19 protein-coding genes and 1 pseudogene are annotated in these 20,414 nt (G+C 62.8%); 16 read left to right on the top strand and 4 right to left on the bottom strand.

What is annotated here, in order from left to right; all coding sequences use genetic code 11:
* Window positions 1-142 precede the first annotated feature (142 nt).
* Both F1C10_RS16885 and F1C10_RS15915 read left to right on the top strand, forming a co-directional pair.
* Window positions 143-820 carry a hypothetical protein gene (locus F1C10_RS16885; RefSeq protein WP_308458087.1) on the top strand — a complete coding sequence of 226 codons (678 nt, stop codon included), beginning with the start codon at window positions 143-145 and terminating at the stop codon, window positions 818-820.
* A gap of 86 nt (window positions 821-906) precedes the next feature.
* Window positions 907-1,764 carry a DUF3800 domain-containing protein gene (locus tag F1C10_RS15915; protein WP_185210320.1) on the top strand — a complete coding sequence of 286 codons (858 nt, stop codon included), beginning with the start codon at window positions 907-909 and terminating at the stop codon, window positions 1,762-1,764.
* A 223-nt stretch (window positions 1,765-1,987) separates the two neighbouring features.
* On the opposite strand, the gene F1C10_RS15910 is transcribed toward F1C10_RS15915, so the two are convergent.
* Window positions 1,988-3,835 carry a ParB/RepB/Spo0J family partition protein gene (locus F1C10_RS15910; protein WP_185210319.1) on the bottom strand — a complete coding sequence of 616 codons (1,848 nt, stop codon included), beginning with the start codon at window positions 3,833-3,835 and terminating at the stop codon, window positions 1,988-1,990.
* Between the two features lie 30 nt (window positions 3,836-3,865).
* Here F1C10_RS15910 and F1C10_RS15905 point away from each other — a divergent pair, with 30 nt between their 5' ends.
* From F1C10_RS15905 to F1C10_RS15845, 13 genes are all read left to right on the top strand, one after another.
* Window positions 3,866-6,235, top strand: a complete 2,370-nt coding sequence (locus tag F1C10_RS15905; protein WP_258043182.1) for a VirB4 family type IV secretion/conjugal transfer ATPase — start codon at window positions 3,866-3,868, stop codon at window positions 6,233-6,235.
* Window positions 6,236-6,249: 14 nt separating this feature from the next.
* The gene (locus tag F1C10_RS15900; RefSeq protein ID WP_185210318.1) at window positions 6,250-6,960 is read left to right on the top strand and encodes a type IV secretion system protein; all 711 of its coding nucleotides are present in this window, start codon (window positions 6,250-6,252) and stop codon (window positions 6,958-6,960) included.
* Entirely contained in the window at window positions 6,960-7,274 is a 315-nt protein-coding gene (locus tag F1C10_RS15895; RefSeq protein ID WP_185210317.1) for a hypothetical protein, read from the top strand. The genes F1C10_RS15900 and F1C10_RS15895 overlap by 1 nt, the downstream gene beginning before the upstream one ends.
* Before the next feature lie 36 nt (window positions 7,275-7,310).
* Window positions 7,311-8,315, top strand: a complete 1,005-nt coding sequence (locus tag F1C10_RS15890) for a type IV secretion system protein (protein ID WP_185210316.1) — start codon at window positions 7,311-7,313, stop codon at window positions 8,313-8,315.
* Window positions 8,316-8,730: 415 nt separating this feature from the next.
* Complete coding sequence (locus tag F1C10_RS15885) at window positions 8,731-9,423, top strand: virB8 family protein (protein ID WP_185210315.1); 693 nt, start codon at window positions 8,731-8,733, stop codon at window positions 9,421-9,423.
* Window positions 9,420-10,262 carry a P-type conjugative transfer protein VirB9 gene (virB9, locus tag F1C10_RS15880; protein ID WP_185210314.1) on the top strand — a complete coding sequence of 281 codons (843 nt, stop codon included), beginning with the start codon at window positions 9,420-9,422 and terminating at the stop codon, window positions 10,260-10,262. The genes F1C10_RS15885 and virB9 overlap by 4 nt, the downstream gene beginning before the upstream one ends.
* Before the next feature lies 1 nt (window position 10,263).
* On the top strand, window positions 10,264-11,457 hold the full coding sequence (virB10, locus tag F1C10_RS15875; RefSeq protein WP_258043181.1) for a type IV secretion system protein VirB10: 1,194 nt from the start codon (window positions 10,264-10,266) through the stop codon (window positions 11,455-11,457).
* Entirely contained in the window at window positions 11,454-12,467 is a 1,014-nt protein-coding gene (gene virB11, locus F1C10_RS15870) for a P-type DNA transfer ATPase VirB11 (RefSeq protein ID WP_185210313.1), read from the top strand. Before virB10 ends, virB11 begins: the two co-directional genes overlap by 4 nt.
* Window positions 12,457-14,259, top strand: a complete 1,803-nt coding sequence (locus F1C10_RS15865; protein WP_185210380.1) for a type IV secretory system conjugative DNA transfer family protein — start codon at window positions 12,457-12,459, stop codon at window positions 14,257-14,259. Before virB11 ends, F1C10_RS15865 begins: the two co-directional genes overlap by 11 nt.
* Window position 14,260: 1 nt before the next feature.
* Window positions 14,261-15,007 carry an LPD7 domain-containing protein gene (locus F1C10_RS15860; RefSeq protein ID WP_185210312.1) on the top strand — a complete coding sequence of 249 codons (747 nt, stop codon included), beginning with the start codon at window positions 14,261-14,263 and terminating at the stop codon, window positions 15,005-15,007.
* A gap of 273 nt (window positions 15,008-15,280) precedes the next feature.
* Window positions 15,281-15,997, top strand: a complete 717-nt coding sequence (locus F1C10_RS15855) for a hypothetical protein (RefSeq protein WP_185210311.1) — start codon at window positions 15,281-15,283, stop codon at window positions 15,995-15,997.
* Window positions 15,987-17,057 carry a hypothetical protein gene (locus F1C10_RS15850; RefSeq protein WP_185210310.1) on the top strand — a complete coding sequence of 357 codons (1,071 nt, stop codon included), beginning with the start codon at window positions 15,987-15,989 and terminating at the stop codon, window positions 17,055-17,057. Before F1C10_RS15855 ends, F1C10_RS15850 begins: the two co-directional genes overlap by 11 nt.
* Before the next feature lie 7 nt (window positions 17,058-17,064).
* Window positions 17,065-17,847, top strand: coding sequence for a hypothetical protein (locus F1C10_RS15845; protein WP_185210309.1), 783 nt, complete (start codon window positions 17,065-17,067; stop codon window positions 17,845-17,847).
* A 57-nt stretch (window positions 17,848-17,904) separates the two neighbouring features.
* Here F1C10_RS15845 and F1C10_RS15840 read toward each other — a convergent pair whose 3' ends face one another.
* Window positions 17,905-18,972: a relaxase/mobilization nuclease domain-containing protein gene (locus F1C10_RS15840; RefSeq protein WP_258043178.1), complete on the bottom strand. Its 1,068-nt coding sequence runs from the start codon at window positions 18,970-18,972 to the stop codon at window positions 17,905-17,907.
* 38 nt (window positions 18,973-19,010) lie between these two features.
* On the bottom strand, window positions 19,011-19,259 hold the full coding sequence (locus F1C10_RS16800) for a hypothetical protein (RefSeq protein WP_258043177.1): 249 nt from the start codon (window positions 19,257-19,259) through the stop codon (window positions 19,011-19,013).
* Between the two features lie 6 nt (window positions 19,260-19,265).
* Between F1C10_RS16800 and F1C10_RS16795 the strand changes: the two genes are divergently transcribed.
* Window positions 19,266-19,577, top strand: a complete 312-nt coding sequence (locus F1C10_RS16795; RefSeq protein WP_258043176.1) for a hypothetical protein — start codon at window positions 19,266-19,268, stop codon at window positions 19,575-19,577.
* Between the two features lie 230 nt (window positions 19,578-19,807).
* Here F1C10_RS16795 and F1C10_RS15830 read toward each other — a convergent pair.
* Window positions 19,808-20,414: pseudogene (locus tag F1C10_RS15830) on the bottom strand (chromosome partitioning protein ParB); the annotation flags it as partial.

Raw genomic sequence — 20,414 nt, 5'->3', positions numbered from 1 at the left:
CCTAGCACGGCCGGTGCGGAGCGACGGGTGCCGTGCTTGGCGGATTACACGGGCGGTCGATTGTCGTTCGGGAACGAAAGGGCGGCGCCCTTGGCGTTCCCCTCCGCGCCGATCGTGGCGGCGATCGGCGGCAAAAAACACCGTGCGGATCTCCGCACGGCATTTTCGCGTGCAAGCGTGCCCCCGTTATCGGGGTGGCGGATTGCCGGCTGATTTTCTGCTTTCGTTCTCGACTGGACTGACTCATAGAATCGTCATGCCGATCATGGCCGAACATCGCTGGCTCTATCCGATCGACTGGCCTGAACTGTCGAAGCTGATCCGCTTCGGCCGCGCCAAGGGTCGCTGCGAGCATTGCCAGCGTCCGCATGGTCGGCGGGTGTTCCACCTGGGCGATGGCCGCTGGTGGGACGCTGATCGCCGCCAGTGGCGCGACGGACGCGGACGGCGTGCGCGAGCGCCTGGCGCGGGTGTGGCGGCGATCGTCCGCGTCACGCGGGTCTTTATCGCGTGCGCGCACCTGAACCATGATCCGACCGACAACGCGGCCCGCAACCTCGCCGCGCTGTGCCAACGGTGCCACATGATCCATGACGCGGCGGAACACCGGCGCCGGCGATGGCTCAACGCCTATCGCCGACGCGCGCTGGGTGATTTCTTGGTGGCAATCGAGCGGATGCCGGTCGTCACCGTGGGCCGGCCGATCACGCGAGGATCGCCACCCGCATGGGCCGAGACGCCGCAGGCGGCACGGTCGGACGCCCGGCAGGCGGGAGATAGAGCCGTGCCCGACAGGGCCGCGCCCGACCTTCTTGCCTAGCGATAGGGCAGCGTATCGATTGCAACGTGCCGAGCGATGGAAGAAGGTTCGGGGCAAAAGCAGCAAAAGGCAGCAACGAACCCATTATGAGCTGGACCCTGTTCATCGACGAGTCCGGCCAGGATCAACGTCATTCGCCCTATGAGGTTCTAGCGGGGATCGCGGTGGAGGACCGCAAGGTCTGGCCCTTGATCCGCGACCTGTCCGACGCCCAACAGCATATCTTCGGGATGCGGTTGTTCGAGGCTTATGGCCGCGAGGCGAAGGCGCAGAAGCTGCTCGACCGCAAGACGTTCAAGCACGCCGCCCAGCTCGGGCCTTTCGAGCATGTGCAGCGGACCCAGCTCGCTCGGGAACTGCTGATCGACGGCACCGCGGTCACGCGCGATCGGCTGACCGCATTGGGGCAGGCCAAGATCGAGTATTGCCGTTTCAGCCTCGATCTCGCGCGGCGGCACGGGGCGAAGGTGTTCGCCACGATCGTCCCGCAAGAAGCCCCGCGTCCCGAGCGGAGCGATGCGTTGCGCAAGGACTATGCGTTCCTGTTCGAGCGGTTCTATTATTTCCTGAACGGTTCGCCCGGCGATCCGATGGGGTATCTGGTGTTCGACGAACTGGACCGCAGCGCCGCGCACATTCTGCTCGGTCAGGTGTCGAACTATTTCGTGAACACGCGCAACGGGCGGAGCCGATCGCGGCTCATCATCCCCGAGCCGTTCTTCGTCCACAGCGATCTCACCACGCTGATCCAGACCGCCGACATCGTGGCCTATGTCATCAGTTGGGGATTGCGCCTGCGTCGGATGACCGCGCCCGCGCGCGAAGAACTGCGCCCTCTGGCAGACCTAGTCCACCGGCTGCAATTCACGCGCGACACGGAAGGGGGCGATCGGATTTACGGCTTGAAGCTGATCGACGATCTGAGGCCGAGGCCATTGGCCTGAAACGAAAGAAGGCAATGCTCGCGTTGCCGCGCACAAAGCCTCCGTCAACCGATATAGACGCGAAACCCTTACTTTTCAATTTCCAAATATCGCGAGCGCCGCCCGATCCCGATCGGGCGGCGCTCGCGGTCCCGCTAGGGGGCAGCGGGCGCTACGGCCCGCTCCGGGGGGCAACGCTGATGTAAAAGGGGGGTCCGACCGAAGCCGGACCCCTTGTCCTCGATCAAACCATTTCGTCGTCCGCCGTCTGATCGTCCTCCACTCCCTCGATGCCGTCGCCGTCCATGTCGGGGTCGTAGTCGCCCGGGTTGCGCTCGGGTTGGTCGAACGCGCCGATCTTCATCGGGGCGGGAAGCCAGTTGCCGGGGAGCCGTCCCGACACGTTGACGGCAAGGTCCGCCTTCTTCTTGATGCTCGCGCAATTGTCGGCGCTGGGGGCACCGCATTCTTCGTGCAACAGGTCGATCATTGCGGCGCGGCGCATCTTGTCGAACAGCCCGATCGGAGCGGACCAACGGGCGGCAATGTCTACACCGCTCGCGCGCGCGATCTGCTCGAAGTGGTGATGCCGGATGCCGGGTGAGCCGCCCGCGAACACCGTGCCGTCCACGGTCATCGCGACAAGCCCGGCGAGCAACGCCATCTTGTCGTCGGCCTCCATGCTGCGGATCGCCTCGAACCGGCCTTTGACGGGGACGGAAGCGAACCGGGTCGCCATCGTTTCCTCAACCGGGCGAACGTCGCTCGTCGCCATAAGCTCGTCGGGAACGTCGGTCGCAACCATCTTGGCCTGAACCTCAAGCGCCATCTGATAGCTGTGCGCGCCGTGAAGCAACTGGCCCGCAAGGCTGTCCAGCATTATGTCGAGCGCCAGCGCCGAGTCGGCTGCGACCGCCTCCTGCACGATCTGCGTCTTGATGCGCGACAGGTCCGCAAACAGGCTGTTGCTGTAGAGCGGGGTCGGGCCGTCGCTGGTGGCCTTGGGCTTCGGCTCGGCCATGGCACGATAGAAGCTCTTGCCGAGCGAGCCGTCGTGCGAAACCCATAGCGCCACGCCCCCGATCGCCACCTGTTCGGCATTGAAGCCGCGAAGCCCCTCGGTGATCGCGTCACGCTCGTTGGTCAGCGGTTCGATGCGGTCGCTGTCCTCGCCTTCGGCTTCGGCAATGGCTTCGATCTCGGCGTCGATCGCGGCAAGCCGCTCGGCCTCGGCCTCGGTCGGCTCGCGGGTCGCCGGATAGATGCTGCCCTTCATGCAGAGGTCGTGGGGCCGGTCCAGTTCCGCCCGGACCTCATGCCAACCGATCGCGCGATATTCGGCGGCGATGCCGTCCAGCACTTCCTCTGCCATTTCCTGCACAAGCTCGGGCTGGTCGGCGTAGCCGGCGTCGCCCTGCGAGAACAGGTCCGGCGTGATCGTCCCCCCCTTGGCCTCAAACGCTTCCCGTCCGACGAACAGGAACGCGCCGTGAGTGGTCGCGACCTTCTCCGTGGTGAGCATCCGGCGGATGGTGTGGGCTTGACCGTTCGCAGCCTTGCAGACCTTCACCTGCTGATCGTGATCGTCGGTGAGGGTAAGCGCGCGCGCCGCGTCGAGCGATAGCTGATCCTTGGCGATAAGGGCTATCAGAGACGGTGCCAGCGCGGAAAGGCGAAGCATCTTATAGACGAAGCTGACCGCGACTCCCGACCGGGCGGCGATATCCTCGGCGGACATGCCGGTATCGCGAAGCGCCCCATAGGAGCGGATGCGGTCGGCGGGGTGCATGTCCTCGCGCTGCTCGTTCTCGATCAACGAAAGCTCGATGGCCTCACTCTTGTCCCGCAACTCGACGGGGAAGGTATCGCTAAGTTTTACCCGCTTACGCTTCACCAACACTTTGAGACTACGGTAGCGCCGTCCACCGGCGAACACCCACAACAGGCCGTCCTCTTCGTAGGCGATTAGGTTCTGCAACAGGCCGTGCGCGTCGATATCGTCGGCCATGCTCTCGATGGCGGAAGGTTTCACGTGCCGCTGATTGAGCGGGGAAAGGCGAAGCTGCGACAGTTTGGGGTGGATGATAGCCATGATGAAAACTCCTGATCTGCGATAATTGGGTTGATTGGTGACGGGTCAGCCTTCGAGGCTTGCGAGTTCGTCAAACTCGGCCGATGCGCGCGCCGCGCTGCCGCCCGCGTAGGTCACGCCGCTGCGAGGATAGAAGAATACCCGCTCGTTTTTACGGTAGGGGGTGCCGTCTGCGCTGGTGCCGTCCGCTTTCGCCCGCTTCCAATACGGGTCGCCCGTGTATCGAGTGTAAGCCACTGTCCTGTTTCCTTTCTTTCGAGGCGCAGCCGGTCGCTGCTGCAACCGGCTCTGCCTCTCCGGCGAGGAGCGGGATGGGGAGGGAGGAGGAAAATCGATGGCTTGGTGCGGGCAGGCTGCTTAGCGCGGCCGACACCCCAAAGGGTGTCGGGTGCCGCGCTTGGCGGACCACACGGGGCTGTCTATTTTCCTTCGGGAACGAAAGGGCAGCGGCCCTTGGTGTTCCCCGTGCTGGCGGTCCTCCGGGGAGGGCCGCGGCACCAACGGACTTTCGTCGTGCCTAAGGCGCGAGATTTCGAGAAGCTGCTTGATCGCTGCTCGCCGCGCCGGCTGTCGATCTACGGGTTCAATGGCCTCAAGTTTTCCGAGACGATGGAGGTCGCGGAAATGGTGATGACGGGCCGGCATCGCCGCGTCCCGATCATCCGGGGCCACCTTGGCAGCGCCCTCTACCGCCAGCGCGTGATCTTCGGCGGAGAAACGGTCGAGGTCCGCGACGCCGATCGCAGCGCCTTTGGCGGCATCTTCGGCATCCGCGAATATCCGGCGTTCACGACGCCGCGCCAATTCGAGTCCTTGCTGGCGGTCGATTTCGGGTTCGTGCTGACGCAATCCTTCACCTTCCTCGGCCGCGCCGCGGCGTCGGAGCGGTTCCGGCTGCGCCAAAAGCAGTTGGAGAATGCCGACGATCGGGCTGTCAGTCAGATGCTCGATCTCGTCGACGCAGCGGACGATCTCATGTCCAACCGCTTCGTCCTGGGCGATCATCACTTCACGCTCGCGGTGTACTCGGACAGCCTCAAGGGGCTGCGCGACAACCTGTCGATCGCGCGTGCCGCGCTCGCCGACACCGGCATGGTGGCGGCGCGCGAGGGCGCTGCGCTGGAAGCCGCGTATTGGAGCCAGCTCGTCGGCAATTTCGCGTGGCGGGCAAGGCCGGCGCCGATCACGTCACTCAATTTTGCGGCGTTCTCGCCGTTCCACACCTACCCTGCCGGCCTCGCTGCCGGGAATCATTGGGGCGATGCGATCGCGCTGATGAAAACGAGCGCGCGCAGCCCCTACTTCTTCAGCTTCCATAAGCGCGACATCGGTCACACGCTGGTTGTCGGCCCCACTGGCGGGGGCAAGACGGTCATCGTCAACTTCCTCATGGCGCAAGCCGAGAAGACGGGCGCCCGCCAGATATTCATCGACAAGGATCGCGGCGCGCAGATTTTCGTCCTGGCCTCGGGCGGCACGTATCTGACGCTCGTCAACGGCACACCAACGGGCTTCGCGCCGCTCAAGGCGCTCGAAAACAATGCGGAGGATCGCGCTTGGCTGTCGCTGTGGGTGCGCCAGCTCGTCCGTGCCGAACAGCGCCCGATCACGGTTCAGGAAGAGCGGATGATCGACGAGGGTGTGGCCGCGGTGATGCGGCTGCCTCGCGAGGATCGATCGCTCGATGCGCTGCGGACCATGCTCGGCATGGCGGACGCTAGCGGCATCGGCGCCCGTCTCGAGAAGTGGACTTCGCGCGGTGCGATGGGGTGGGTGTTCGACAACGCAGCGGACGAAATGACGCTCGACGCGCGGTTCATCGGGTTCGACATGACGGACTTCCTCGACAATGCCGAGATCCGCGCACCGCTGATGCTCTACCTATTCCATCGCATCGACAAGATGCTGACCGGCGAGCGGACGATCATCGCCATCGACGAGTTCTGGAAGGCGCTACAGGACGAAGCGTTCCGGGGCTTCGCGCAAGACGGCCTGAAGACATACCGCAAACGCAACGCGATGATGGTGTTCGCCACGCAGTCGCCGGCCGATGCGCTCAAGAGCGACATTGCGCACTCAATCCTCGAACAGGTCGCGACGCAGGTGATGCTCCCCAATCCCAAGGGCGCGCGCCGCGACTATGTTGAGGGCTTCTCACTTACGGACGCGGAATATCAGCTCATCCGCGAAGAATTGTCGCCAGAATCCCGCAAGTTCCTCGTCAAGCAAGGCCATGACAGCGTCGTGGTCGAGTTGGACCTGACTGGACTCGATGACGAGTTGGCGGTGCTGTCAGGTCGCGCCGAAACGACGTCGATCGCCGTCGCGGCAGCAGCGGAGTTCGGCCCCGATCCTGCGGCCTGGCTCCCCGTATTCCACAAACGTCGTCGTCCAAGCTGAGAAGGAGAAGGGACATGCGTAACTTGAAGGTTTTTGCCGTCGCGCTGGCAGGATCAGCGTCCATGCTCGCCGGGTCGGCGCACGCGCAGGGCATTCCGGTTATCGACACGTCGTCGATCGTCCAGCAGATCGAACAGGTCCGGCAGGGCGTGCAGGTTCTCCAGCAAGGCGCCGCTCAAATCCAGGAAGCGCAGAAACTCTACCAGGATCTCAACAAAGCGACCGACATTGGCAACATCGCCAACCGCCTGAAGAGCGACGTGCTACGCACCAGCAACGTGTCGTCTAACAGCCTTGGCGGCTACACCAGCGGCGATCTCAACGTCGTAGGCGGGCTGCGCGGCAAGGCGAGCGAAGTTTATCAGGATTTGATCGGCCGCGTCTCGCCAACGGCCACAGCCGAGCAGCGCGCGGCATCAGAACAAGGTGCGCGAGAGGCGGCCGTAACTACCGGTCTCGCGAGCAACGTCGGCGATGCTGTGACGAGCCGGCGCGAGGGCCTGGAAGAGCTTCGTACCCGCCTCAATGGATCGACCTCGGCAGCCGAGCGCGCCGATATGACGGCGCGGCTCCAGCTCGAACAGGCGCAAATGATGAACGATCAACTGGCGCTTCAAGCGATCGAGATTCAACGACGCGCGAAGGCGGAAGGCGATTACCAGAAGTATCTTGCTTCGCAGCAGGACAGCCGCGCCGCGTTCCGTCGGGACATGGGCCTGAACTGATGGCCCGTTTCCCGCGCCTTGCCCTCCCCCTCGCGCTCGTATGCGGGCTGGCGGCCTGCACACAATCAGAAAAGGAGCAGGACGCATCGGGGCTGCGCTCCGATCTTCCCCTACGCGATACTCAATACCTGATCGCGCATCGAGCTGAGTTGCAGACGATCAATTCAGTCTGCGCGGCATGGAAGCAATCACAACGGCCCGTGGGATCATGGCCTTCGGTCATCGTCTCCAACTGCAACAACGCGGAAGGTGCGAACGAATATATTCGATCGACCGAGCAAAGAGCAAAGTTTCGGAAGGAGATGGGCATCTAGCTCGTCGCCTCAGCGCGTTTTTTAAGGACGATTGACGTGGGTAATGACGTCTTTACTCGGATGTTCGATGCGCTGAATAATGCTCTTGCTGGCATTATTGCTGCATACTCCGGCATGGTCGGCTGGATTTCCGGGCCGCTTCGGGTCGGCGTCACCATCTATATCATTCTCCTTGGCATCGCGATCCTGCGAGGTGCCGTCGATTATCCATTCCGCGAGTTCGTGTTCCGGGGGATGAAGTTGGCGGCTCTAGTGTTCGCTGTAACCACGCTCTACGGCGCATCTATCAGCCTCTTCACGATGAACGGCCTTCCTCAGGACGTCGCCAACGCCGTGGGTGGTCCCAACGTCACCGGCCTCGGCGGCTTCTTCGACAATATCGTCAAGGGGTCGGCACAAACGGTCGATCGCATCACGCAGATTCAGGACATGAGGACCGCTGCTGCGGGTCGAAACCTGATCGGTATGCCAAACAACATCATCGAGATATTCTTCACTGGCGTTTATTGCCTAGTCATCATGGTTCTTGCCCTTCTGGCGACCGCCCTGGGCTTTACGATCTGCGCGTTCGCGCTTTTTGCACTAGCGCTGCTCGCTGTGGTCGGCCCGCTTTTCGTTGCTGCTCTGCTTTTCGAGTCCACAAGGTCGTTCTTCTTCGCTTGGCTCGGATCGGTAATTAGCTACGTGATGCTCGTGGCGTTCGCGTTGCTTCTGACCGTCTTCATCCAGCAAACCGGGGAGACGTTCATCACGGAAGCGACAGCGGGTAATACCGATATCGTCGCAATCGCGGTGAAGGCCATCGCCTTCTACATCTTGGGGTTCTTCTTCTTCCTCCAGATACCGGGCCTCGCTGCTGGCCTTGGTGGTGGTGGTGCCTCCCTTGCTACGCAATTCGCTCACGCCGCGACCGGCAACATCATCCCGGCCGCCGGTCGGGCGCTGTCGGCCGCGCCGGGCAGGATAGCGAGTTCCGCTTTCGCGAGGGGCCGCGCCAGCGCCGGGGGCGGTGGGGGCGGTACTCTTCGCCGCACAAGTTAAATCAGGAGATTGAGAATGAAGTTCGGCTCTGCCCTGACGGTTCTCGCTCTCGCGAGTCTCACCCCATCCGTTCCGGCCGCGGCGGCGAAAGATGACAAGCTGCCTCGCTGCAACGGGCGGCAGAAGCGGCCCGCAAATCTATACGGCACAATCCTCCCGACGCTGCCGGATCGCTCCGCCCCCGCTGTTGCCGTCTCGTCAAATGGGGCGGGTGTGCCACGTGGCACACCTAGCCCTCAAAGTGCGCCAGCTCCGTCGGCCCCTCCCACGACCAACCTGTTCCCCCCGGCGAGCGCGACGCCGGCTCCGCAAGAGCCGGACACGTCGCAAGGCGGCAAGGTCCCGGCGATCGGCGCCATAGGGCTTGGAGCCGGCCCCACAGCGGCCCTTCCGACCTCATACGCGAGCTGCTGACATGGCGATCGGTGTCAAAGACAAAGAAGAAGACCTCAAGGCGTATTTCGCGGAAGCGGAAAGCTGGGATCGGGATAGGTTCGTCGCCGCAACCCGCTCGCGACGTGTGGCCTGGATCGTAGCCGGCGTGACTAGCGCGTTGGCGATCGTCAGTGTCGGATCGGTCATGGCGCTTTCGCCGCTCAAGACCGTCGTTCCCTACGTCGTCACCGTCGATAAATCGACCGGCGCGACCGAAGTCGCTCAAGGGCTCCGCGGCGATAAATCGATCACCTATGACGAGGCGATCCGAAAGTATTTTCTCGCCGACTATGTGCGAACACGCGAGGGGTGGATTCCGCAAGCCCGGGAAGAGTTCTACCGCAAGGTGCTGGCCCTCTCGACGCGCGAGGAACAGAACCGCTGGACGTCTTTCTACAGGAAGGACAATCCTGACTCGCCGCAAAACCAGCTCACCGCCAACGACGCGGTGTTCGTGGCGATCCGCTCCGTTGCCTTCATCTCGCCTAACGTCGCTCAGGTCCGCTTCGTAAAGCGGTTGCAGCGCGACCAGCAGGTGATCGAGACGCCCGCCATCGCAACGATCACGTTCGATGTGCTGTCGAAGCCGGAAACGGAAGCCGGCCGGTATGCCAACCCGCTCGGGTTTCAAGTGAAGTCCTACCGAGCTGATGCGGAGGTTCCGACGCGATGAAACCCATCCTGCTCCTGGCCGCGGCGATCGGCGCGCTGTCTCCGCTGCCGGCGCTAGCGGAACAGACGCCGCGTTCGCTCGGTGCCGACGCCCGCATCCGCGAGGTTAATTATACCGACGGCAACGTGATCCAAATCCGGAGCGCGTTCCGGACGGCGACGCAGATCGAGTTCGCCCCCGGCGAAGTCATCAAGTTCGTCGCAATGGGCGATACCGTGTCTTGGGAGGTCGCGCCGGCCGACAATTCGCTGTTCGTAAAGCCGCGCGAGCGTGCCGGTGCGACGAACCTGATCGTGGTGACGGATTTCCAGGGCACCAAGCGCAACTACACCTTCGAGCTCTCTGCCGTTGCCGGCGCGCGCGCTCCCGGGACCTTCTTCAAGGTCCGGTTGCGCTACCCCGAATATGAGGCGCTGCAAGCGCGTCTGGCGCAGCAGCGCGCACAGCTCACGGCCGCCCTCGCCGCGCAGAACGGCGCGATCAAGTCCGCACTCGACATTGGTGTTCTCGAAGGCAAACGGAACCTGAATTACAAAGTCCAGGGCTCGACGGCGCTTCAACCTTCCGAGGTCAGCGACAACGGACAATTCACGGTACTGCGCTTCCCGAACCAGCGCGAGATCCCCGCCATCTTCACCGTCAATCCGGACGGCAGCGAGGCGACGGCCTCATTCGATGTGCGCGACGAGTTCGTGGTCGTCCACGGCGTCTACAAAGAGATGCGCCTGCGTCGGGGTAAAGTGGTGCTGTGCATCTACAACGAAAGCCCGAACTTCTACGGCCGCGATCCCAAGACAGACACGGCCTCGGAAGTCGTTGAACGCACGACGGAGAACTGACGTGTCCGACAAGAGATTCGACGTCGATGCAACGCCCGACATGGGCGAGATCGACCGCACGCCCGCGGCCGATCGGCCGAGCCGCATCCCGTCCCTCAACGCCTCGCAATGGGATAACAAGAAGGTGATCGTCGGCGCGGCGCTCGGCGCTGCCGGTATCTTTACGGTGCTGACGCTCGTCACGGGCGCGGGTAACCAGCAAGTGATTCAACCGAAGAAAGCACCCGCCGCAGTCGAAGCGCCTTACGATCCCAATACGGTGATTGCGCCAACACTGGCGACGGCACCGCGCGATCCAAACGCGCCGGTGCAACTCGCCGGCGAGCAAGTCCCGGCGATCGGCCCCGATGGCCAGCCCATCACCCCCTATGGCTCGTCGACGGCACCACACCAGCAAACTCGGGAAGCGACCGAAGCGGAGCGCCGCGCGAACGAGGCGCGTTCGCTACGCGACAATGCACGGCGATCAACGCTGATTGCCTATAACGGCGATCAAGGCATTGGCCGCAGTCAGGGTGCCGCGGGCAGCATTGGCGCCGCACAAGGTGACGGCGAGAACGCCGCTCCGAAGGCGACGGCCCTCGATACCCTCAAGCAAACTTCGGCGATCGGAACCGCCACGGCGCGGATGATCGGTGATCGCAACTACCTCGTCACGGCCGGGGCCATCATCCCCTGCACCCTCCAGACCGCGATGGACAGCACCGTCCCCGGCTACACGACGTGCGTGATCCCCCGCGACATCTACTCGGACAACGGCCGAGTCGTGCTGCTCGAGAAGGGCACGCGCGTCTTTGGCGAGTATCAAGGGGGATTGCAGCGCGGGCAAAACCGGCTGTTCGCGATATGGACGCGGGCCGTCACGCCGCGGGGCGTGGCGATCGAAATTGGCTCGCCGGCGTCGGACTCCCTCGGCCGCGCCGGGATCACCGGCAAGATCGATCGGTTTTTCTGGCAGCGGTTCGGGGCGGCGATGCTGTTTAGCGTTCTCGACGCGGGCGGGCAGATTGCCGGCCAGGCTGTCAGCCCGCAAGGGTCGACCGTGTTCCGCACCCCCGGCGACACGACGTCGCAGGTGCTACAGGACACGCAGCAAATCCGGCCGATCGTCCGCGTCAATCAAGGGACCGAGATGGCGATCACCGTCGCCAAGGATTTCGACTTCTCGCAGGTTTACGGGCTCGGTCTCCGATGACCGTGGCAGCCTTCCGCAACACGGCGATCCTCGATCACGCCGTGCGCCCGCTGCGCCGCTATCTCGATGATGAAGGGGTGACGGAAGTCGTCATCAACGAACCGACGCTGATCGGCGTGGAGCGGAAAGGCGGGTGGACCTGGGAGCGCGAGGACGATCTAACGCTCGATGCGCTCAACCAACTGGCGCGCGCTGCGGCTGCCTTCACTTCGCAGGATGTGACGCGCGAGAACCCGATCTGCTCGACGGTGTTCCCAACCGGCGAGCGCGTCCAGCTCGTCATGCCGCCCGTCGTGCCGGATGGCACCGTGTCGATCACGGTTCGGAAGCCGTCGACGAAGACGCTCTCGATGCAGGATTTCGAGGCAAGCGGCCTGTTCACCGATACGAAAGTTGCCAGCAAGCGGGTCAGCACGGTCGAAGAACGGCTCTTGGGGCTGCTCCACGCCGGTCGGCATGTCGAGTTCTTCGAGATGGCGGTGCGTAGCCGGCTCAACATTCTCATCTCCGGCGCGACCGGCTCGGGCAAGACGACGTTCTCCAAAGGGTTGATCCAGCTTATTCCCGAAAACGAACGTCTTTTGACGATCGAGGACACGCGCGAGCTGGTCGTGCCGCACAAGAACGTCGTCCACATGATCTACAGCAAGGACGGCACCGGCACCGCCAAGGTGACGGCCAAGGAGCTGCTGGAAAGCGCGCTGCGCATGAGGCCCGATCGCATCCTGCTCCAAGAGCTTCGGGACGGCACCGCGTTCTTCTATCTGCGCAACGTCAACAGCGGCCATCCCGGCTCGATCACCACCATTCACGCGGACTCGGCCGAGCTAGCGTTCGAGCAACTGACGCTGCTCGTGAAGGAAAGTGAGGGCGGCGCGGACCTAGCCCGCGACGACATACGCTCGCTGTTGAAAATCCTCGTCGATGTCGTGGTCCAGATGAAGAAGGTCGACGGCGAGTTTCGCATGACCGAGATCTATTATGACCCTGCAGGGCGTCATGCAGCCTAGACGAGGCACCATCCTCGCGGCCGGCATCCCGGTCGCGATCGTCCTCGCCTTCTTCGTCGCGAGCGTCGTCGCGTGGATCTATCTCGGGCTTCCAAGCGCGAAGTTCGATCCGTTAAAGATGCCGGCTTTCTTCTGGTATTATCGGCACGATCCGGTCGTGTTGAAGGCGTTCGGCGCTGGCATGGTCGTCGGCTTGGTGCTGACCGGAATCATGCTGTGGTGGCTCCTGAAACAGAAGCCCCCGCTCCACGGGGCCGCTCGCTTCGCCAAGGAAGGGGAAATCCGTCGCGCCGGATTTCGCGCAGACAACGGCATCGTGGTCGGCAAGAAAGGCGGGAAGTTCCTTACCTTCGGCGGTAGCGAGCATTGCATCGTCGAGGCCCCTACCCGCTCGGGCAAGGGCGTCGGCATCGTCATCCCTAACCTCCTGTCGTGGCAGGCATCGGTTGTCGTCCTCGATGTGAAACGCGAGAATTGGGACGCGACGGCCGGCTTCCGGCAAAAGTTCGGGCAGGCCGTCTATCTCTTCAACCCGACCGACCCGGAAGGCCGCACGGCCCGTTATAATCCGCTCGGCTATATTGATCGCACCGATCCCGACCAGGTGGTGATCGAGCTGCAGAAGATCGCGACCATGCTATTCGTGGCACCCGAGCGGGGGGAACCGTTCTGGACGGATTCGGCACGGACCGCGTTCGTAGGTGTCGGCGCATACCTTGCGGTTGCCGATCTGCCGTTCACCATCGGCGCGATCTATCGCCTGATGACGACCGGCGACACGCGCGGCTATTTCCGCAAGGTTCTCGACGATCGTGCGCTCGATCTGTCGCAAGGTTGCCGGAACGCTCTCGCCGACTTCACGTCGGGAGCGGACAATACGTTCGCCGGCATCGTCCAGACTGTCACGTCGAAATTGAGCCTGTGGCTCAACCCGCGTGTCAATGCCGCAACCGAAGAAAGCGACTTCGATCTGCGCGAGCTGCGCACCAAGCCCATGTCGATCTACCTGGGCGTGTCTCCCGACGAGCTGGATCGCGTCGCGCCGCTTTACAATCTCCTGTTCCAACAGCTCATCGACCTGAACGTGCGTGATCTGCCGGATAGCGAAACGCCGCTCCAAGTTCTCGTCATCCTCGACGAGTTCGCCCGGATCGGCCGCGCGCAAGTGATCGCCAGCGCCTTCTCCTACGTCGCCGGTTACGGCATCCGCCTCCTGCCGGTCATTCAGTCCCGATCGCAGCTCCGCGCGGTCTATGGCGAGCATGTCGCGAACGAAATCGTTGCCAACTGCGGTGTCGAGGTCGCGTTCACACCGAAAGAGCTGCGCGTTGCGAACGAGCTGTCGGAGCGCATCGGCTATGTCGGGCAGGAATCCGTCACGAAGTCGCTCACGATCCACGGCATCCTGGCAAACCGCTCCAAGTCCATGTCGGACCAGCGGCGCGCCCTCTTGCTCCCGCAAGAGCTGATGCAGTTTCCGGACGGCGAGCTGCTGTTGCTGCGAGGCGGCATCCCGCCAATCCACGGGGACAAGATACGGTTCTATGCGGACGGGCTGTTTCGCAGCCGCGTCATGGCGGCGCCAGTGGTGCCACCTATCCCGAAGACGGTTCGCGATGACGAGGATCTTCCCGAGTGCGCGATGCCGACGTTCGACCAGCTCACCGACCCGGACCCGCTGTCGTTTGCGATGGATTGCGTCGTGACGGAAGACCATCCCGACATGCTCATCGACGTGTCGGCCGAGCAGCGCGGAAACGAAGTCGTTGGTGTAATCGAACAGGAGCGGTGACATGGTTGAGAAGGTCGAAGCTGCCGGCACCGGCATCGAGGGCGACCACCGTCGTAGGCGGCCGATGGAAGTCCCGGCCGACCTTGAGTCCCGCTTCCTGCGCGTCGGCAACAAGCTCTATCGCAGCGCGCACGACAAAGAGCCGATCGCGACGATAACCCCCGATCGCATCAAGGCGAAGGGTCCGGAGTCACTGCCTGACCTTGTGAGGCTCGCGACGGAAAACGGGTGGACGTCGCTCAAAATCACCGGCGACGAAGAGTTCAAGCGCGCCGCCTATCTTGCCGCCTCGGCGCAAGGGATCAAGATCGACGGGTATCAGCCCGACGAGAAAACCAAAGCCGCTGCCGATCGCGAACAGGCCCGGCAGGCCGGGGTGTCGGGGGTGAAGCAACCGACGCCCCGCACCGCTAACCAGGCTCGTGATAGCAAAGAACAGGTCGACCCGCGCGTCGATCTGGCCGAGCGGTTTCGCCGGCAGACCGACGTTCAGAACGCGAAAGACCCCGAGCTGCGCAAGGCGCAAAGCCACGTCGCATTCGCCACGACGGTCGCAGAAGGGCGATTCCCGGGCCAGCCCGTGAAGCAACGCGAGTTCGTGGCTGAGCGCAAAGAGGACGTGGCGGCTCGGATCAGCCGCGGCGAGCGGATCGCCGGCATCGAGGTGAAGCAGCAACAAGCGCAGCGTGTCCGCGAAATGGCACAGGATCAGATATTGCAGAAGTCCCGCTCGATCGGAGGACGCTGACGATGCTGATCTTCATCGTTGAGGGGTGTGCCACGTGGCACACCTCGGACGGCTAGGCCCATGATATGACGTTCTGCCTTAGGTCGGTTTGCCTTGTGCCAACACCTCGCTCAGTTTGGCGAGCCGGCATGCCTTAGCGATCGACGTGCGGGATGTTCGAGAAGGCCGTCGTTCAAGCCATTACGCTCGTCTGAGCGACAATCCCTTGCCCTCGGCAGGTGCCTGCCAGATGGTGCACCATCGCGCCCGTATCGAGACGCCGAATGGAAATTCATGAACCTAAACATCGCCGCGTCGTCGATCGAAGAGCGTCGCTCTGTTCTAGAATGGCGTGACCGGCATATCATAGCCGCCACACTCGCACTTCACCGCGCGTGCCAGGACGCTTGGCCCTTAATCGAAGCGCGGTTGGCCGCGGTCAGTTGGCACAGCGTCCTCACCGAGACAGACGCGTTCGTCACCCGCGAGATAGACCCTATCGTTGCTGGAGCGGTCAACGAGGCAGTTCAACGCTTGATCCGCGAGGCTCAATTAGAACTCGACCATATTATCGAGCACCATCTTGCGCTTGAGGCGACCCTTGGCGGAACACCTGTCGAAACCAACAAGCTAACTAGCGAGCTGGACCTGATTGCTGGGCTCGCTCCAATACTAGGAAGCGTGGGTATTGCTGCGGCGTTACCCAGTTTTGCAGTCGTTTCTGGAGCCGTAATGTTCGGAATGGTGGCAACCAGCGCCATTAGCGCACCTATCTTGTTAACTGGGATCGCCGTCGCTGGCGCGGGGCTTGCGACGGGGGTTCTTCAGACCAGCCGCATCAAGGAGAAACGGACAGCTAGGATGCGTGTTCGGGTACGAAATCACATTGATGCTGCGGTACTCAATGATGTGCCAAAATCCACGACCCCCTCGCTGCTCGTTAGCCTCACGATTGTCATCCAAACGGCCGCGGCGGCTGCCCTAGAAAGAATTGAGAACAATGCTGGATGACGCGATCCTGATGGGCGTTCCTGAGGCCCTGCGTAGCGATTTTGCTGCTGGCACCGTCTATCGTGTCGGCGCGCTTCTGTTCCGTCATGGGCAAGCCGGAATTGTCAGCCACGTTCAGGAGACGGCCGTAGCACAGCAAGCCGCTTCTATGATGCTCAAGGGAGCGGCTCCCCATGTCGGCAGTGTGCTTGGAATGGCTACCGGTGGCCCCCCTGCCATGATCGTCGGTGCCGTGACCAAAGTAGCGCAGGTCGGAATGCAGGGCATCGCCATTGCGCAGAATGAGCAAATCAAAGCTGCGGTTGCGACACTCCAGTCGCTTCAGCTCGCGTCACTGGCAGTGAGCGCGGTAGGGATCGGCGTATCGGTAGCCGGTTTTGCGATTCTTTCGCAGAAGATCGGCCATGTCAGCGATCAGGTCGCAGCTCTTGATGCAAGACTCGATCGAATGGCGCGGAGCATCGATGAACTTCGGCATGAATATGTGCGGGAGGATTTTGATCGCCTACGCACCGCATGCGAGCAGATGGACGAAGCATGGTATCTCGGCGATCCTGAGCCACAATGGCGATCGGTCGCTCAGGAACTGCATGGGATACAGAACAGATTTTCGCGTCGCATCCGGCGTATCGTGAGCGAAACTGAGGAAATCGGAACGGTAGAACCGTTCATCGAAGCCTTCGCGCTTGCGGGCGCGAACCGCACGGCGTGTCGGCTGGCCGCCGGCGACGCGGGAGCCGCTTACCTGGCAAGCGAATCTTTTGCCCGTGAGTTTGAAGAGATTACCGCGCCGATCGGCGCTGCGAGCTTGCTCACCGCCCGTCTGCGCGAGGAAGGCATTTCACCGGGCGATAGCCGATATGCTGTTCACGCTGAACGGGTGCGATCCGATGTTGAAGTGACCGCCGCCTCGTTACGGGAGCGCGATGCCGTCGTAAGCTCGACTCCCATCACTCTGCGTCGGCTTGAGCAGAGCGGCATTTCGGGACGGCACTGGCTCGAACGAGCGCGGCATGAGACAAGCGAGCCGCTGATGTTCCTTGCTGGCGAGACGGGCTAAATCGATCATGGCGCGGCTGGTAGTTGTCATGATCGGGGTGCTTACCACCATTGGCGTCATCATGATTTTTGCGCGCGCTGGTCGGCAGGAGACCGCGATCAACCGCGGTCTGAGTTGGATTGGTCGGGCGATCGAAGGGCTGTTCACAGCTGCGCTCTGCGCGGTGATTGGTGGTGCGCTGCTCTATGCAGGCGGTTCGTATTTCGACGACGGTCTTGGAACCGTCGTAGGTGTTCTTGGCGGTCTCCTATTGTTTCCTGTTTTCTTTATTCGCTCGTTGCGGTCTGGGTCGAAGCCAACGACTGTTACTCTCCCGCCTCGAACCCCAACCGAACCAGTGTCCAATAAGATAAGGACGGGGTCAGCGCAGTCTCGCTGGTTCTTCCTCCGTCGAGCTAGTTTTCGACCAGATCCCGATCGGGAGTTGGAAGCGGCATGGGAGAAGGCGATAATTGAGGCGGACGAAATCGCGAGCGAAATAGCGATTGCACGTCGAAGCTGCCGGAAGTTTCTCAACGCGGCGGCTCATCGAGAGTTGGACGGCGACGCCATCGATTGGGCAGTGTTTATCCGCAAGCACGTGCCAAACTTGATTGAAGGCTTTTTTCAGCGTTGCCGCTTACGGCCGGGCGAGCGCGCCGAGGCTATGGATGCCTTGGCTGATTCTTTGCAGCGAATTGGTGCGGAAGCGGATCGCCGTACCGCGCGCCAAGGCTCCGAGACAGCCGATACATTCGATATTACCCGAGAGCATATCCGTCGTCGTACCGCGCGAGACCCTTTCTCATGAACGAGGGGCAGCTAGCTGCCCTTCGCCACCGGAAGCATATTTCCGCCGATCTTCAAATCATCGCCGTCGAGTTGGTGCCGGGGGTGTGCCACGTGGCACACCCATGTCGGGCTGCCGATCAGGTTTCGCACGTGCCTGCGCGTCCCTGACGCGCTTCTCCGCATCCCGCAGCATCCGATCGGGGATCGTTTCTATGTCGGCCCGCTCCTGAATGAACTGGCGCACATCGCGCGCGAGCCTGCGATCATCCCGATCGCCGGTGCGGTCGAGCCGCTGGGCCGCTGCTTCATACTTCCGCTTGGTCTCGGTCCAGCGGTCGCGCGTTTTGGAGACGAATGGTGGTTGCTGCGCCTTACCGAGCGCGATCTGCATGGCCTCGCGGGCTTGGCGTAGATCGGCCTCGGTCGGTTGCCTCGACGCTCCGCTGCGTATTCGCGCGCGCAATTGGGTGAGGGCCATGCTGGTCCCTGCCCTGCCCTGGCCGCGGGTGTAGCGGGGCGTCGCCTCTGCCTCGACGCCGCGGCTGCGTAGTGCCTCGGCGAACGCCTCGCGAAACCGAAACAGATCCTCGCGCCTCGGATCGAACCGCTTGCGGTCCAGGCCCTCGGCCTGAACGGTAAGGTGGACGTGCGGCCGATCGGTGTCCGTGTGGAGCGCCATGACATAATCGTGGTTGTCGCCGATCATGCGCTCGGCCGCTTCCCGCACCGCCTGCTTGACGGTTTTGGGATCGGTCCCGGCCGGCATCGAAAACACCATCGCCACGGCCGATACGGTGGTGCCTTGGCGCCAATAGAGCGCGTCGGACCATTCGTCCGCGATCCGCTCCGCGTCGGCCTTGGTGGTTATCTGCTCGCCGTCCCTCGTCTCAAGCGGGACATCGCCGTGGCGGCCGATATAGTCGAGGTGCGCGCCAAGATGCCTCGCGCCCTTTTTTCTGCCGGTGACTTTCACCACGACCTCGGGTGTACGCCTGACGACACGCGCGAGGGTGGCCCTGGCGTCGTTGGCGGTCGGCGCCGGACTGGAAGCAGAAGCGGCGAAGGGGCCGGTGCCGTTGACCAGGTGCCGGGCATATCTGATGTTCGGATCGCTTACGGTGCGAGGCTTGAAGCGTGGCTTCATTGCCTCCCAAAGCTCATCCTCGCGATCTCCGAACGGCATTAGTCGGCAACCCGCCAATATGCGGCGTCACCGCGTAGCGCGTCGCCTAGTGCCGTGATCTGCTCGTTGATCTCCTCCCGCATGTCGGCAATCCGGCGAAGCTCGCGGTCAATCTGCAAGCCGCTATCGGCCATCAGCGCGGCGTTACCAGCCTTCATCGCCTGATTGAGGTTCCGGCCGATGCGCTGAAGCTGCATCCGGATCGGCGCGACGGCATCACGCATCCCGTCGTCGACGTTCGCCTTCAAGGCAAGATGCCGGCGGACGAGCGCCTTGATCCAGCCTGCGCGATCGATGCCGCGATCGGCGGCACGATGATCGAGAACAGCGGTTTCGGCGTCGGTGAAGCGAAGCGAAACGCGATTGCCGGCGCTATCGGCGCGAGGCGCAATCCGCGGCGCATCTGCGACGTGCCGCAACGACTGTTGCAGCACGGTCCGGAGCAAGGCGCTCCGCCCTCCCCTGCCCTCCGCAAGCGCGTCGAACGCAGCCAGCAGCTCGCGATCGACACGCGCCGTCAACATCGCTGTCTCCTTGGTGGGGGATGCAAGCTGCGGCGTCGATGACATGCACCGGAGGGATAATGTAATACCACAAACGCCGCAATACCTATCCTGCCATTAAACAACTCCCACCAAATTCTGCTCCCATTAAACAACTCCCACCAAATTCTGCTCTCACGTGTGCCACGTGGCACACCCCGATCCTCTCGGAAGCGATGAAGTCGCGGAAGGAAAGGATTGGCCCTAAGTGCGAGCGTCGGCTCTCACCGGCACTCTCAGCTATGGCGGCGCGATCAGCGCCAGCTCACAATTCGCGGTTGCTCTTCACCGTCGAAGTGCAACAGCGCCTCGACGACCATCGCGCGCTTCCCGTCAATCTCGATCGTGGGGCGCTCCACCTTAGGTTTGGCAGGTTTGGTCCTGGGCGATGATCGTGGCGTGGGGCTGTCGGCTGCGATCGGCGCCACGCTCAATTCCGACGAAACGGGTGTCTCATCAAGCGCGCGGTTGGCCTCGTCATCCCTGATCTCATCCGTCGACGGCGGGGAAACCGGATCGGTGTCCTGCGCTATCTCGGGCGTAGTAGCGTCCGGTGTATCTCCCTCGGCACCTTCGATCGCCGGTACAGACGCAGGGGCAGGGGCAGGGGCAGGGGCAGGGGCAGGCGTCTTCTTCGCCCCGACGTCGCGCGCAAACTTCTCGCACGCCAGCACCGTCATGTCCTCGGCCGCGGTGTTGGCCACGAAGGCTCGTGTTGCCGCATCGTCCGTCTTTGCGGCCTGGGTCAGCGCGACCGCACTCCGCATCGAAATGTCGGAAAAGAGCGCAGTGATATAGTCGGGGGCCTTTGCCAGTCCTTGATAGCGGGTAAGCAGGGTGCGGTTGCGGCCCGTAGCGCGC

Origin of the sequence: Sphingomonas sp. NBWT7 (assembly GCF_014217605.1) — a bacterium.
Classification (GTDB): Bacteria; Pseudomonadota; Alphaproteobacteria; order Sphingomonadales; family Sphingomonadaceae; genus Sphingomonas.
Note: the sequence above shows the minus strand (reverse complement) of the source record. Positions and strands in the feature narration are given on the sequence as shown.